This is a genomic window from Nocardia terrae, from assembly GCF_009760405.1.
Taxonomy (GTDB): domain Bacteria; phylum Actinomycetota; class Actinomycetes; order Mycobacteriales; family Mycobacteriaceae; genus Nocardia; species Nocardia terrae.
Map to the genome: position 1 here is coordinate 678,710 of NZ_WRPP01000002.1, position 13,853 is coordinate 692,562.

A 13,853-nucleotide genomic window follows, 5' to 3' on the forward strand; every position below is an offset into this window, starting at 1 on the left:
ATTTCTGGCGGGTCTCGGAATTCTTCCGCCGTGGCCCAACTGACCCTTCTCTATCGTCGGAAATACACCCGCACACCGACCTTAATTTCCGGTTGACCTTTTTATCCATCAGGTGTGCGCATCATCAGGGGCGGCGCGGTGAGGGAAGGATCTTCGTTGGAGGGACCCCTCTCCGATCGATTCGGGGACTATCGACTGGAGCGTCGTCTCGGCGCGGGCGGTATGGGCGAGGTCTGGCTCGCCTACGACCCGCGCCAGAACCGAGCTGCCGCGCTGAAGGTGCTTCCGGCCGCGTTGTCGCGAGATGCCCTATACCGCAGGAGGTTCGAACGCGAAGCGGCTGCCGCCGCCAGTGTTCACAATCCGCATGTGGTCGCCATCCACGCGCATGGTGAGCTCGACGGGCGGCTCTACATCGACATGGAGATGGTCGACGGCACCGATCTCGCGACGCGTTTGCGGCAGGGGCCGCTGGCGGTTTCCGAAGCGGTCAGGGTCGTCGCGCAGATCGCGGAGGCTCTCGACGCGGTACATGCTGCCGGGCTCGTTCATCGCGACATCAAGCCATCCAACATCGTGATCGACGAGAAAGGTCTGGTCCATGTAATCGATTTCGGCATCGCCTGGCGTGAGGATCAAACCAATCTCACCGCCACCGGCGCGCCTGTGGGTACCTGGGCCTACATGGCTCCGGAACGGTTCTCGGGCACCGTGTCCCGGCTGGCGGATGTGTATTCGCTTGCTTGCGTGCTGTACGAATGCCTCACCGCGCGCCGTCCGTTCGGCGACACCGACCCGGCCCGGCAGATGCGCTCTCATCTGACGGTTCCACCACCGCGAGCCCGCCGATTCGTTCGCTCGGTCCCGCGGGCGCTCGACGATGTCATCGCGCGAGGCATGGCGAAAGATCCGGCCGAACGCCATCGAAGTGCGGGAGCGCTGGCGGACGCCGCCGGTCTAGCGGTCCACCCGCGGGGCGTTCGGGCAGGGCTTATCGCCGGAGCCGTCGTGCTTGTCGTCGCGGCGTCCGTGGCAACGGTTCACGTGCTTTCGACAACCGACGATTCCCGCGGTCCGGGAGCCGCGCCGAGTCAATCGCGAACCGGGACAACCACACCCGAATCGAAGCCGGCGTTCACCGTGGAGGCGACGATAGGTGTGAACCACGAGCCTCGCGGGATCGCCGTCGACTCCGGGACCGGCTCGGCCTACGTCGTAGGGATGGATTCGGTCGCCGTCGTGGATACGCGCCGACGCACCCTCGTTCAAACGATCCCGATCTCCGGGCGTCCACGCGATGTGGCCGTCGACGACACGGCGGGTAAGGCGTTCGTCGGCGACCTCGACGGCGGCGTCGATGTGGTGGACACCCGCACCGACACCGTGGTCACCAAGGTTGCCACCGGCCGCTATACGGTCGGCGTCGCGTCGGGTGCGCAGCGGGCCTACGTCACCGACCTGGGCAACGGCACGGTCGGCGTGATCGACGCAGCCACGAACGTGTTGTCGGGCACGGTGGCCGGCATCGACTCACCTCTGGGAATCGCCGCGTACCCACCAGGCAACACCGTGTACGTGACAAACCAACACCAGCGCACGGTGTCGGTGATCGATATCCGTACGAACGCGGTCACCGCGACGATTCCCGTTGGGGCCGAGCCGATCGCGATTGCCGTCGACGCGTCGAAAGGGGTCGCGTATGCCGTCAACTACTCGTCGGAATCAGTGTCGGTGATTGACGTCAGGACGAACACCGTGACCGCCACCATCAGGGTCGGATACGCCCCGCAAGCAGTGGCGGTCGATATGGTGACCGGCTTCGTCTACGTCGCCCAATATCAAACGGTGACCGTCATCGATTCATTCGACAACACCCGCATCGCCTCGGTGCCGGTCGGCAAATCCTCCGCGGGTCCCGGGATCGCGGTCGACCAGGCGACGCACGACGTACTGGTCACCAACGCCGATGACGATACCGTGTCCCTCATCTCGTCAAAACGCCGATGACTCAACATATTTCGTTCGGCCACTACACTCTCGAACGCCTGCTCGGTGAGGGTGGAATGGGACAGGTATGGGCGGCATTCGACAACCGGACGCGGCGCCGCGTGGCCGTGAAGGTGATGCCCGCGAATCTCGCACGCGATAACGAGTACCGGACGCGGTTCCTCCGGGAAGCGGAGGCGACGGCGAGCTTGCAGGAACCGCATGTGGTTCCGATCCACAGCTTCGGTGAAATCGCGGGCCAGCTCTACATCGACATGGCGTTGATCGTCGGTGACGATGTCGGCACCACGCTGCGGCAAACCGGCCCGATGATGCCCGCCGACGCGATCGGCGTCATCGAACAGACCGCGGCCGCGTTGGACGCCGCGCACGCGATCGGTCTCGTGCATCGCGATGTGAAGCCTTCGAACATCGTTGTTCACGCAACCGGGTTCGTGTACCTGATCGATTTCGGCATCGCATGGCGACAGGATCAGTCGACGCTGACCGAGACGGGCGGTGCGGTCGGAACCTGGGCCTATATGGCGCCGGAGCGGTTCGAGGGCGAGCTGTCCGCACGCGTCGACATCTATTCCCTGGCTTGTGTCCTGTACGAATGTCTCACGGGTAGTAAGCCTTTCGTGCAGTCCGAACCCGGACAGCTCATGGTTGCGCACCTCTATCAGGAACCGCCTCGGGCCAGTGCCGCGAATCCGGGCATACCGTCGGCCCTCGACGATGTCATCGCCCGAGGCATGGCAAAACAGCCCGGTGACCGCTACGAGACCGCCGGTGCGCTGGCCGCTGCCGCACGCGCTGCGGTACAGGCACCCGGGCGCCTGGCGGTCACCGAAGTGGCTCCACCGCGACCGGTCCATACGTCCACACCGCCGAGTGACGCTCGCGCACATCGACCGCGCCGGAGTCTGCGAAAGGCGACAGTCGCGGCCATCTCGGCCGTCGTGCTCGTGAGCGCGGCGACAGCGATCGGCGTAGCAGCCATGAACAGTGGGAAGTCAAGTCTCCGAAATTCTCCCGCGGAGGCGACGGCGCCGCCGGATCCGCCGGGCTCGGTGCTGGCGACGATCGCGACCGGAGCAGGAGCGAACAGCGTCGCGATCGATCCCGCCGGAGTCGCGTACGTGTCCAACGGAACCGACGGTTCGGTCGCCGTCCTCGATACCGACAAGCGGGCCTTGCTGACAACGACGAATGTCGAAGCGGGGCCGATCAGTCTCGCGATCGACACATCAACACGGTCGGTGTACGTCGCGAACGCGCGCAGCGGCAGTCTGTCGGTCATCGACACCGTGAGCCGGACCGTCCGTGCGACAGTCGAACTCGACGTCATCGCCTTGACAACGGTCATCGATCCGGAAGCGAAGATCGTGTACTCGACGACGCACGGCGATGGCGACAAGATCTACGCCGTCGGTACCGCGGACAACAAGATACGCACGTCCACACCGATCGAGTGCGGCGCCGCGTTCCCATTCGGGCTGGCGGTCGACCCGGAGCTCGGGATCGCGCTCGCAACGTGTGCGAATGACGTGGTCACGATCGACACCAGGACGATGGCGGTGACCGGTCGCATATCCACGGGTCCTCGGCCGTTCGGGATCGTCGCCGATGCCAAGCGTCACCTCGCCTACGTGGCCAACCGCGACGCCGGGAGCGTCCAGGTGATCGACATCCGTTCCGGCACAGTGACGGCCACGGTGAAGGTCGGCCGCGACGCGGCCCTACTGGCGCTGGACACCGCGTCGAACACGGCCTATGTGTCGAACCGGGACGACCACACCATCTCGATGATCGACACCACCTCGAACACGGTCGTCGCGACCGTCGATGTCGGCGGCAAGCCGCAGGGCATCGCCGTCGAACCGCGCACACACAATGTGTACGTGGCCGATTCGGACCGAGGGGCGGTCATCGTGCTCGCCGGACGGCGGTAGCTACTCGTTGCGGGCGAGGATCGCGGTGGTGTCGGCGGTGCGGTCGATGACGGCGCGGGCGAGGTCGACCATGCGGGTGTTGGTGTCGCGGGCGTAGGTGCGCAGGGCGTTGAATGCCGAGTCCATGCCGATGCGGGCTTCTTCGGCGAGCATGCCTTTGGCCTGTTCGATGACGATGCGGCTGTTGAGGGCGGCTTGCAGTTGGGCTGAGACCGAGAGGGTGTCGGCCAGGACCCGCGCGTGCAGGATGCCGATGGTCGCGACGTCGGCGAGGGCCTGGGCGAGAGCGATATCGCGGTCGGAGAGGCGGTCGGGGCGGTCGACGGCGAACAGGTTGACGACCCCGACGCGTTGTGCGCGCAGCCGCATCGGCAGGGCGTACACCGAACCCCAGCCCTCGGCGTGGGCGCGATCGGTGAAGGCGGGCCAGCGATCCCGGGCCTCGGCCAGCGCGCGGATCAAGATCGGCTCGGCGCTTTCGAAGGCGCTCACGCCGGGCCCGACCTCGGCCTGAAGCTGGAACAGCTCGAGCAGCCGGGTTTCCTCGCTGTTGGTCGCCAGGACCTGCAAACGGTCGCGATGGTCGGCGAGCATCACAGACGCGGCGTCGATCGGCAGCAGGTCCACGACCACCTCGACCAGTTCCTGGGCCATATCGACGGGGTCGTAGCCCTCGACCAGCGAGTCGGCCATCCGGACCAGCGCCTGGATCAATACGCGTTCACGATGCGGCATGGTCAGCCACCCTTCGCCGAAATCACGGCCGTGCCCGGCCGGGTTCAATGGTGCCGTCGGGTTCGAACCTGATTCGGCGCGAGACGATGTCGGCGGCGAGCTGGCCGATCGGGTGACCCTCGGTCATGGCGTGGGCGACCAGCCGGGCGTACGCGGTGGCGATGTCGACGCCCAGTTGCACCGCCACCATGCCGGTGGCCTGATGGATCTCGCGGGTGGAGGCCGCCACCTCCCACCACGGTCCCAATCCGTTTCCGTTGCCGGACAACCGGATACCGCCGGACGGCACCGGTTGGGCCGCGCGCACCGCCGCGAGCAGCACGACGGTGATCACATCCGCGATCTGGACCGCCGCCGCGAACGATTCGCGATCCAGCAGCGCGGGACGGTCGGTGTACAGGTCCAGGGTTCCGACCCGGATCGCGCCCTGGTGCAGCGGGAAGACGAACACGCCGCCACCGCGGGCGCCGAACCCGGAAGCCGCCAGCAGCGGCCATTTGCCCCCGGCGAGCGCGGCGCCGAAATCGGGCACCAGCACGGGCGCGTCGGTCCGATAGGACTGCGGGCCGGGTCCCTCACCCGCGGCCACCTGCGCCTGGGCCCAGTCGCACGCGATCGGATCCGAGGCCCCCAGCATCTCCCAGGCACGATCGCCGGTGAAGACCATGATCGCCGCGCGGCCCACCGGCAACAGCCGGGTGCAGATGGTGGTCAACAGGTTCGCGCCCCGCGGGCCGTCGGGTTCGGCTTCGGCGCGCCGTACCTCCGCCATGAATCGCACCCCGACCGGATCCATCTCGGTCATCGGCTCTCCCGCAGCGCCGTCTCGAGGTCGTCGACGACGACCCAGTCACCGTAGGTCGCCGCTCCCGAACCCGGATCGCGCCGGACCGGTGCGAGCAGCCGCGCCGGGGTGGGCTGCTCACCCGCGGCGGTGTCCGCCTCGCGAGTGGCCAGCAGGAAGTACCGCCCGCTCGCGGTGAGCGCGTCGTCGAGATGAAGGCACATCTGGGCGGCCGCCAGGTCCAGATCCGCGGCCAGGACGACGCCGCCGTCAGCCGCCACGTCATCGCCGGCGACCACCGCCGAGACCGTCCACACTCGAAAGCGGGATGCCCGCTCACCGACCGGTCCGGTCCAGGCCCATCCGATTCCCGTCCACGCCATGGCCATTCACCGTCCACTACCGGCGTCGTAGCGTGGAAACGGGATCGAACCGGAAGGACTGGCAGGGTGGTCGATCGTCCCGCGCGCGCCGCCGAAAATCTGGGGGGAGACAACAGGCCGACCAGGGGCCGGAGACGGCGTCGCTGTCCTGGAGGTGGATCCCGCACTCGTTCGGAATCCGTACACCATCAATTCTATTCATCGCTCGCCCGGCGCAGAAGTCTGTGGTCGGAAACCCCATCGTCGGGCTCGGCGCGCCACATCGGCAGATCCGAAGGTAATCCGATGCCAGGGACCTAAGTAGTCGGGTACGCGCTCCGGCGGATTCTGAATCCGTTCGGTGTCAGTGGATTTCGCCGATGATCAGGTACTCTGGGTGGGGTTGCCGTTCGAGCGTGCCTCAATTCCGCAGTCCCCATGGGGAACTGCGCGAGTTCGTGACGGATCATGGGTTCGCGGGTTAGCGTCCACGTATGGGTGGTGGGCCGAAGGACACATGGGGGCTGGGGACCGATCAGACACTGCTGCATCGGTTCGTGATCGCACAACTGACGGCGGCGGGGCTCGATCGTGGTCGGCTGATCCGGGAGTGTGGGGTGCCGGAGTGGACCTTGAGCGGTCCGGGGGTGCATGTGCCGAGTGCCACGTTCGGGCGGTTGTGGGAGATCGCGGCCCGGTGGCTGGACGATCCGGAGGTGGGGCTGCGGGTGGGGAGCCGGTACGAGCTCAAAGCGACCGGGCTGTACGACTATTTGTTCTCCACCGCGCCCACGGTCGGTGCGGGCCTGGCGACCTGCGGACCCTACGTCAGCGCGGTCACCACCAACCACCGGTTCACCTTCGTCGAGGGGGCGGGTGGGGAGTCCACGTTGTTTCTGGACATGGTCGACGGTGAGGGGCGTGCCCGCGAGCTGACGCACGCGTGGGGATTGTCCGCCGTGCTCGGGCGGGCGCGGCGGGTCGTCGATGCTCCGCTGAACCCCATCCGGGTGTCGTTGCGGCAGCGGGCGCCCCGCGATCTCGAAACCTATCGGGAGGTATTTCCCGGCGCGATCATCGATTTCGGGATGCCCACCGATTCGATGACCTTTCGAGCAGCCGACCTCGCATTACCGCTGGTCACCGCGGACCCGGCACTGGCCGAGGTATTGAAACCACTGGCCGAGGCACTGCCGCCGCCCCCTCCGCTGGAGACGGCGTGGCCGGAACGGGTGGCCGTCGCGATAGCGGAAGGCATGGACAGCGGCGAGATTTCGCTGGAGCGGATAGCTCGACGCCTGCTGGTCAGCCCCCGCACGCTGCAACGCAGGCTCGCCGAGGTCGGAACCACCTTCCGCAACGAAGTGGACCGGGCCCGCCACGCCCGGCTCGTGGAGGCTGCGGCCACCGGCCCCTTGAGCCGATCCCAGCAAGCCCGATTGCTCGGCTACACCGATGCCGGCTCGGCCCGCAGAACGGGCCTGCGGTGGGCGGTCGCCGCATCGATGCACCTTGGGCCGCACGAGGTTTAGGCATCGGCGGTGTCGTACGGTCCCGCCGCGGTTCCGGAATTACCGCGCGATATCCGCCAGCCAGTTGTGCAGCCACGCGGTGGCGGTGGTGCCATTGGCGTCGACGACGTAGGCGGGATAGGACTGGTGCACGCCCGAGGACAGGAACTCCTGCACCTGGCGGCCCCACTGCTGGCTGGACGGATCATCCTGCGGGGCCGACAGTATGGACTGCCAGCCGGGGATGAGCGCCTCGCCGAGAATGGAGTTCAGCGTCGCGGCGTAATTGGGGATCTGCAGGGGATCGGGCGCGGACAGCTGGGTGGCGAATCCCGCGAAGCGGCCGGCGAGGTCATCGGTGGGCACCGAGCAGTACAAGTCCCCTGCCGCGCAGATGGTTCGAACCACCGGGCTTACCCACCCGAACCCGCCGGGTCGAGCGCCCGCCGCGCCCGCCCCCGGCACGGGCGGGCCGACCAGCGCGTCGGCGGGGGAGCGCCGAGGATCGGACAGCAGCCCGACGGCGACGAGCCGGTCAGGCGGAATCACTCCGTGCCCGGTCCCGATCTCGGCGGCCACATCCCCGGCCACATTCGCCCCCTGGCTGTACCCGATCAGAGCGAAACGCGTTGCGCCGCAGCGTGCCGCGAGGTCGGCGATGGTGCCACGAGTGTTGTTGACGCCCTCGCGCTCGGACCGCCCGTAGACCTCGCCCTCCCAGGGCAGCGCCGTCGCCGCGTAGCTCACGTACTCCGTTCGCACGGAGCCCGGTAGCCCGCGCGTCACCATCGACAACATGCCCTGGCGCGGATCGTCGTCGGAGGTCTCCCAGGTACCGGGGACCGCGATGACGCTCAGCGCCGGGCAATCCGCGGGCGCCGCCGCGGCCTGCGGCGTCCCGATACCCCACAGCCCGGCGGCCAGCACCTCCGCGGCCAGTGCCGCCATCACGGTCGCCGCTCGTGACCACCGGGTTCTCGGAAGGGACACCGCCCTACCTCCTGCTCTCTGATTTCGACCGTTCCCCGGCGCCCAAGCTATCAAAGGAACCGGTTGGTACGCACCGTGCCCGATCTGGCACGGACCCGGCTACAGGCGCGCCGGGGCCGCGATCCCGAGCAGGTCCAGGCCGTGGGCGAGGGTGCGGGCGGTGAGGCGGCACAGGGCGATTCGGTTGGTGCGGGCGGGTTCCGGGGCAGTCAGGACCGGACAGGTGTCGTAGAAGGTGGTGAAGGTGCGTGCGAGATCGTAGAGATAGGTTGCGAGGCGGTGTGGTTCGAGGGTCGCGGCGACATCGGCGAGGACGGCGGCGAAGTCGTCGAGGGCGAGCAGAAGCGCACGCTCTGCCGGCTCGACAGGTGCGGCGGTGTCGACCCGGGCATGGTCGGGCTCGCCCGCCTTGCGCAGGATCGAGTGGATGCGAGCGTGCGCGTATTGCAGATAGACGCCGGTGTTTCCGTTGAACGCGGTCATCCGGGCCGGGTCGAACATGTAGTCCTTGACGCGGCTGGTGGACAGGTCCGCGTATTTGACCGCGCCGATCCCGGCTCGTTCCGCGATGGCGTCGAGTTCGGCCGCGGGGAGGTCCGGATTCTTCTCGGCCACCACCGCTCGCGCGGCGGCGACCGCGTCGTCGAGCAGGTCCATCAAGCGGACCGTGCCACCGGCGCGGGTTTTGAACGGCTTGCCGTCGGGGCCCAGGATGGTGCCGTAGGCGACATGGTCGACGGTGATGGCGTCGGTGAGCCAGCCTGCGCGCCGCGCGGTTTCGAAGATCAGCCGGAAGTGCAGCGACTGCCGGGAGTCGGTGACGTAGAGCAGCCGGTCGGCGCGCAGGGTCGCGATCCGGTAGCGGATGGTGGCCAGGTCGGTGCTGTCGTAGCCGTAGCCGCCGTCGCTCTTGCGGACCATGAGCGCTGCGGGAGCGTCGTCGGGGCCGGTGACCTGTTCGGACAGCACGACGACCGCGCCGTCGCTGGGCACGGCCACGCCCTTGCCGAGCAGTTCGGCGGTGGTCTCGGCGAGCATCGGGTTGTAGAACGACTCACCGGCGTAGTCGTCGGGGGTGAGCAGTACCCCGAGCCGGTCGTAGATCGCGCCGAACGCCTTCTCCGATTCCGCGACGATCTCGCGCCAGCGGGCCACCGTCGCCGGATCACCGGCTTGCAGCGCGACCACCCGGGCCCGGGCGCGATCGGCGAATCCGGGGTCGGCGTCGAAGCGTGCCCGGGCCGCCTTGTACAGGCCGTCCAGCGCCGAAACCGCCGAATCGGCACCGAGATCGTCTGCGTGCCAAGGCTGTTCGGGATTCTCGTCGATGAACTGGATCAGCATGCCGAACTGGGTGCCCCAGTCGCCGAGATGATTGGCGCGCACGACCTCCGCGCCGAGGAACCCGAACACCCGGGCCAGACCGTCGCCGATGATCGTGGTGCGCAGATGCCCCACGTGCATCTCCTTGGCGACATTGGGCGCGGAGTAGTCGATGACGATCCGCTGACCGTGCTCGGGACACCCGACACCGAGCCGCGCGTCGCCCAGCCGTGCGGCCAATTGCGTCCACAACGCCGCGTCGGTCACCGTGATGTTGAGAAAACCGGGCCCCGAGGGCCGTACCTCCGCGACAGCCGGGTCAGCGATCACTCCGGTGAGCTCGGCGGCCAGTCGATTCGGCGCCTCCCCGCTCCGCTTGGCCAGCGGCAGTGCGGCATTGGACTGGAAATCCGCCCGTTCCGATCGGCGCACCACCGGATCCGCTCCCGCGAACTCGGGACGAACTCGTCCGATCGCCTCCGACACCGCGGTGGCGACGGTAGCGAGCAGCGGAGCAACGGCGGCAGTACTCACCTCGAGATCCTTTCGATCGGACGCGGGTTCACAGATAACCCAGTATCCCAGTGCGGGCCAGTCATTTTCCTGCGGGCGAGGCCGGAGTCGGGGCTGTCGGGAAGCGGCCACGCGATGAAACGTGCCTCGGTCCAATGCGTTTTGCATTTTGTCGGAATCGAGTGGAATCAACAGGGGGTAACGGGACCGGCCGACACCGCCATCCCGCGCCATATTTCGTAATTCGTTAGGAATAAACCTGTCCCCGCGTTTCGCGGTTGCCGCCCGAGTGGCAACGCGGGCAGGCTGGTTGGCGTTGTGCAGCTTGACACTCGATGTTTCGCCTCAAACGACGAGGAGGAGACTGTGATGAGTTTCGATTTGTACCGTGATGAACCGGCTTCTTCCGAACGACCTTTGCACATTGTGATGGTGGCCCCACCGTATTTCGATATTCCACCGCGCGGATACGGCGGTGTGGAGGCGATTGTCGCCAGTCTTTCCGATGAACTGGTCGAGCAGGGTCATCGGGTGACGTTGATCGGAGCCGGGCGTGACGGTACGGCGGCCGAATTCGTGCGGGTCTGGGACGACGTGCTGACCGAACGGCTCGGCGAGATCTACCCGGAAGTGGTGCACGCCATGAAGGTTCGCGCGGTCATCGAGGACCTGGCCGCCAACGACCACATCGACATCGTGCACGACCACACCTTCGCCGGACCGTCGAACGCGCCCTTCTACCGGCTGCTCGGCATTCCGACCGTGGTCACCGTGCACGGCCCGGTCGAGGGCGATATGCGCGAGTACTACCACGCCTTCGACGACGGTGTGGGCCTGGTCGCGATCAGCGATCGCCAGCGCGCGCTCGCGCCGGAACTGCCCTGGATCGGACGGGTGCACAACGCGATCGATCCCGAGGACTGGCCCTTCCGCACCGAGAAGAAGGATTACGCGCTGTTCCTGGGCCGATACGCCGACTACAAGGGCCCCGACCGCGCGCTGGACGCGGCGCACGCGGCGGGAATCCGCCTGATCCTGGCCGGAAAATGCAATGAGCCACCCGAACACGCCTACTTCGACGAGCACATCCGGCCCCGGCTCACCGACAACGACTGTGTGTTCGGCGAGGCCGACGCCATCGCCAAACGCGAATTGCTCGCCGCCGCACGCTGTTTGCTGTTCCCCATCTCCTGGGAGGAGCCGTTCGGCATCGTGATGATCGAGGCCATGGTGTGCGGCACCCCGGTGGTGGCCCTGCGCGGCGGCGCGGTCGAGGAGGTGATCGAGCACGGCGTGACCGGATTCATCTGCGACCACCCCGCCGAACTGCCCGACGCCATCGCGCGCGCCGGCGAGCTGGATCCGCATGCCTGCCGCGAGCGGGTGGTGAAACGCTTCTCGCTGGACAAACTCGGCAGTGGCTACGCCGAGGTTTACCGGCACGCGATCGTGGTAGCCGAGGCACGGGCGCGGATGCGCGGCTGGCGCGGCGCCATCTCGTTGCCCACGTCGGTGCCGGATCTGCTGCCCGGCGCTACGGAAACCGAGAACGCCGTGGGCGCACGGCCATGAGTGACGTGGTGTTCAATGCCGGACAGCCGGTGCCGGTCGATGCGAGCGGAGGAATCGTGACGCTGGTGGAATCGAGCACGTTCTGCCTGTCCGATCACCGCGGTGATATTCACGACGGCACCTCACAGGGTCTGTTCTATCGTGACGCGCGGGTGCTGTCGCGCTGGGAGCTGCGCCTGGACGACCATGCGCCCGAACCGCTTTCGGTCACCACGCCCGAGGCCTTCCGTGCCCGCTTCATCCTGCGCAAGCCACCGCGGCCGGGCGTGGCCGACTCCACGGTGCTGGTGGTGCGGCGGCGCATGATCGGCGACGGCATGCGCGAGATCATCATGATCGACAACCTCGGTGACGAGGACACCGCCATGACGGTGACGCTGCACGCCGAATCCGACTTCGCCGATCTGTTCGCGGTGAAGTCGGGCACGGTCGCCGCCGGTACCGGTGAGGTCCGGGCCGACGCCGGGCAACTGCATCTGTCCGACCGGGCGGACGGCGGGCGCGGGCTCATCATTCGCGCCGACGGTGCGCCCCTGGCCCTGCCGGGCACCTTGAGCTGGCGGATCGTGGTGCCCGGCCGGACCCGCTGGCAGACCACGGTCTACTGCCAGCCCGTCCTCGGGCATCGCGCGGTCGAGATGAGCCTCGGCGACGACCAGCAGGACAGCCCGATCGTCCGGATGAAGCGGTGGCGAGCCAGCGCTACCACCCTCACCACCGGCGATCGCAACCTGACCGCGATTCTGCAGCGCACCGAGAGCGATCTCGGTGCGCTGCGGATCGACGATTCGGCGCGCGGCGGGCCGGCCTATGTGGCCGCGGGCGCGCCCTGGTTCATGGCGTTGTTCGGGCGCGACAGCCTGCTCACCTCGTGGATGGCGTTGCCGTTGGATTCGGATCTGGCCCTGGGCACCCTGCGTCAGCTCGCGCGGCTGCAGGGCGTCAAGGAGGATCCGGTCACCGAGGAGGAGCCGGGCCGCATCATGCACGAGATGCGGCACGGCCCCGGCGGCGATCAGGTGCTCGGCGGTTCCGTGTACTACGGAACCGCCGACGCCACACCGCTTTTCGTCATGCTGCTGGCCGAGTGCTGGCGTTGGGGAGCCGACCGGCGGGCGATCGAGGCCCTGCTGCCCGCCGCCGACGCGGCCCTGTCGTGGATCGACCGCTACGGCGACACCGACGGCGACGGATTTGTCGAATACCGCCGCAAGACCGATCGGGGCTTGGCGAATCAGGGCTGGAAGGACAGCTGGGACGCGATCAACTTCGCCGACGGGCGGCTGGCGGATCCGCCGATCGCGCTGTGCGAGGTCCAGGGTTACGTCTACGCCGCCAAGCTGGGCCGCGCCGACATGGCCGAGGCGTTCGGCGACCCCGATACCGCCCACCGGCTGCGGGCCGAGGCGCAGACCCTGCGGCGCAAATTCGACGAATCCTTCTGGATCCCCGAATCCGGGTGGTACGCAATCGGTTTGGACGGACAGAAGAACAGGATCGACGCGCTGTCCAGCAATGCCGCCCAGTGCCTGTGGACCGGCATCGTCGGTGACGACCGCGCCCGCGCGCTCATCGAGCACCTGGGCGACGCGTCCATGGACAGCGGTTTCGGCCTGCGCACCCTGGCCTCCAGCATGGGCCGCTACAACCCCATGAGCTACCACGACGGTTCGATCTGGCCGCACGACACCGCCCTCGCGGTCGCCGGGCTGATGCGCTACCAGCACATCCCCGGCGCCATCGAACTCGCCGAGCGGCTGGCCGGTGGCCTGCTGGAGGCGATTCTCGCCTTCGGCGGCCGCCCGCCCGAACTGTTCTGCGGCTTCGCCCGCACCGCACTGCCCACCCCGGTGCCCTACCCGACCTCGTGTTCGCCGCAGGCGTGGGCCAGCGCCGCGCCCCTGCTGTTGTTGCGTGCGTTCCTGGGCCTCGAGCCCGACGTTCCGCACCGCACCCTGACGGTGTCGCCGCGGCTGCCCGAACGCATCGGCCGGGTGCGCCTGGCCGACCTGCGCCTGGGCGACGCGACCGTCACGATCCAGGCCGAGACCACCACGGTGAAGGTGGAAGGGCTACCTGCCGACTGGGAGCTGCGCCAGACCTGACACCATGGTGGGCTGTC

Annotated in this window: 9 protein-coding genes and 1 pseudogene; 5 read left to right on the forward strand and 5 right to left on the reverse strand. The window is 67.9% G+C overall.

The genetic code is table 11. The annotated features are described in order from the left end of the window. Window positions 1–138: 138 nt before the first annotated feature. A pseudogene (locus tag GPX89_RS13080) lies at window positions 139–1,794 on the forward strand (serine/threonine-protein kinase); the annotation flags it as partial. A 209-nt stretch (window positions 1,795–2,003) separates the two neighbouring features. Continuing rightward, window positions 2,004–3,941 (forward strand): serine/threonine-protein kinase, encoded by a 1,938-nt coding sequence (locus tag GPX89_RS13085; RefSeq protein ID WP_157387719.1) that lies wholly within the window; start codon window positions 2,004–2,006, stop codon window positions 3,939–3,941. On the opposite strand, the gene GPX89_RS13090 is transcribed toward GPX89_RS13085, so the two are convergent. From GPX89_RS13090 to GPX89_RS13100, 3 genes are read right to left on the reverse strand one after another with little or no spacing between them, the layout of a single operon-like run. After that, complete coding sequence (locus GPX89_RS13090; protein WP_157387720.1) at window positions 3,942–4,676, reverse strand: GAF and ANTAR domain-containing protein; 735 nt, start codon at window positions 4,674–4,676, stop codon at window positions 3,942–3,944. 22 nt (window positions 4,677–4,698) lie between these two features. Further along, window positions 4,699–5,481, reverse strand: a complete 783-nt coding sequence (locus GPX89_RS13095; protein WP_157387721.1) for an ANTAR domain-containing protein — start codon at window positions 5,479–5,481, stop codon at window positions 4,699–4,701. Further along, window positions 5,478–5,843 carry a hypothetical protein gene (locus GPX89_RS13100; protein WP_157387722.1) on the reverse strand — a complete coding sequence of 122 codons (366 nt, stop codon included), beginning with the start codon at window positions 5,841–5,843 and terminating at the stop codon, window positions 5,478–5,480. The genes GPX89_RS13095 and GPX89_RS13100 overlap by 4 nt, the downstream gene beginning before the upstream one ends. Before the next feature lie 473 nt (window positions 5,844–6,316). On the opposite strand from GPX89_RS13100, the gene GPX89_RS13105 reads away from it, so the two are divergent. Then, window positions 6,317–7,354: an AraC family transcriptional regulator gene (locus GPX89_RS13105; RefSeq protein ID WP_235947103.1), complete on the forward strand. Its 1,038-nt coding sequence runs from the start codon at window positions 6,317–6,319 to the stop codon at window positions 7,352–7,354. Between the two features lie 39 nt (window positions 7,355–7,393). Here the strand turns inward: GPX89_RS13105 and GPX89_RS13110 are convergent, their stop codons facing one another. Continuing rightward, on the reverse strand, window positions 7,394–8,323 hold the full coding sequence (locus tag GPX89_RS13110) for a cutinase family protein (RefSeq protein ID WP_328601783.1): 930 nt from the start codon (window positions 8,321–8,323) through the stop codon (window positions 7,394–7,396). Between the two features lie 99 nt (window positions 8,324–8,422). After that, complete coding sequence (gene argS, locus GPX89_RS13115; protein WP_328601784.1) at window positions 8,423–10,180, reverse strand: arginine--tRNA ligase; 1,758 nt, start codon at window positions 10,178–10,180, stop codon at window positions 8,423–8,425. A gap of 348 nt (window positions 10,181–10,528) precedes the next feature. Here argS and GPX89_RS13120 point away from each other — a divergent pair, with 348 nt between their 5' ends. Together GPX89_RS13120 and GPX89_RS13125 are read left to right on the forward strand one after the other, a co-directional pair. Continuing rightward, window positions 10,529–11,731, forward strand: a complete 1,203-nt coding sequence (locus GPX89_RS13120) for a glycosyltransferase family 4 protein (protein WP_157387724.1) — start codon at window positions 10,529–10,531, stop codon at window positions 11,729–11,731. Beyond that, window positions 11,728–13,836: an amylo-alpha-1,6-glucosidase gene (locus GPX89_RS13125; RefSeq protein WP_157387725.1), complete on the forward strand. Its 2,109-nt coding sequence runs from the start codon at window positions 11,728–11,730 to the stop codon at window positions 13,834–13,836. The genes GPX89_RS13120 and GPX89_RS13125 overlap by 4 nt, the downstream gene beginning before the upstream one ends. Window positions 13,837–13,853: the final 17 nt, after the last annotated feature.

Excerpts from the sequence above, each read along its gene's own strand:
- GPX89_RS13085 (WP_157387719.1), top strand. The coding sequence starts at position 2,004 with ATGACTCAACATATTTCGTTCGGCCACTACACTCTCGAACGCCTGCTC.
- GPX89_RS13090 (WP_157387720.1), bottom strand. The coding sequence starts at position 4,676 with ATGCCGCATCGTGAACGCGTATTGATCCAGGCGCTGGTCCGGATGGCC.
- GPX89_RS13095 (WP_157387721.1), bottom strand. The coding sequence starts at position 5,481 with ATGACCGAGATGGATCCGGTCGGGGTGCGATTCATGGCGGAGGTACGG.
- GPX89_RS13100 (WP_157387722.1), bottom strand. The coding sequence starts at position 5,843 with ATGGCGTGGACGGGAATCGGATGGGCCTGGACCGGACCGGTCGGTGAG.
- GPX89_RS13105 (WP_235947103.1), top strand. The coding sequence starts at position 6,317 with ATGGGTGGTGGGCCGAAGGACACATGGGGGCTGGGGACCGATCAGACA.
- GPX89_RS13120 (WP_157387724.1), top strand. The coding sequence starts at position 10,529 with ATGAGTTTCGATTTGTACCGTGATGAACCGGCTTCTTCCGAACGACCT.
- GPX89_RS13125 (WP_157387725.1), top strand. The coding sequence starts at position 11,728 with ATGAGTGACGTGGTGTTCAATGCCGGACAGCCGGTGCCGGTCGATGCG.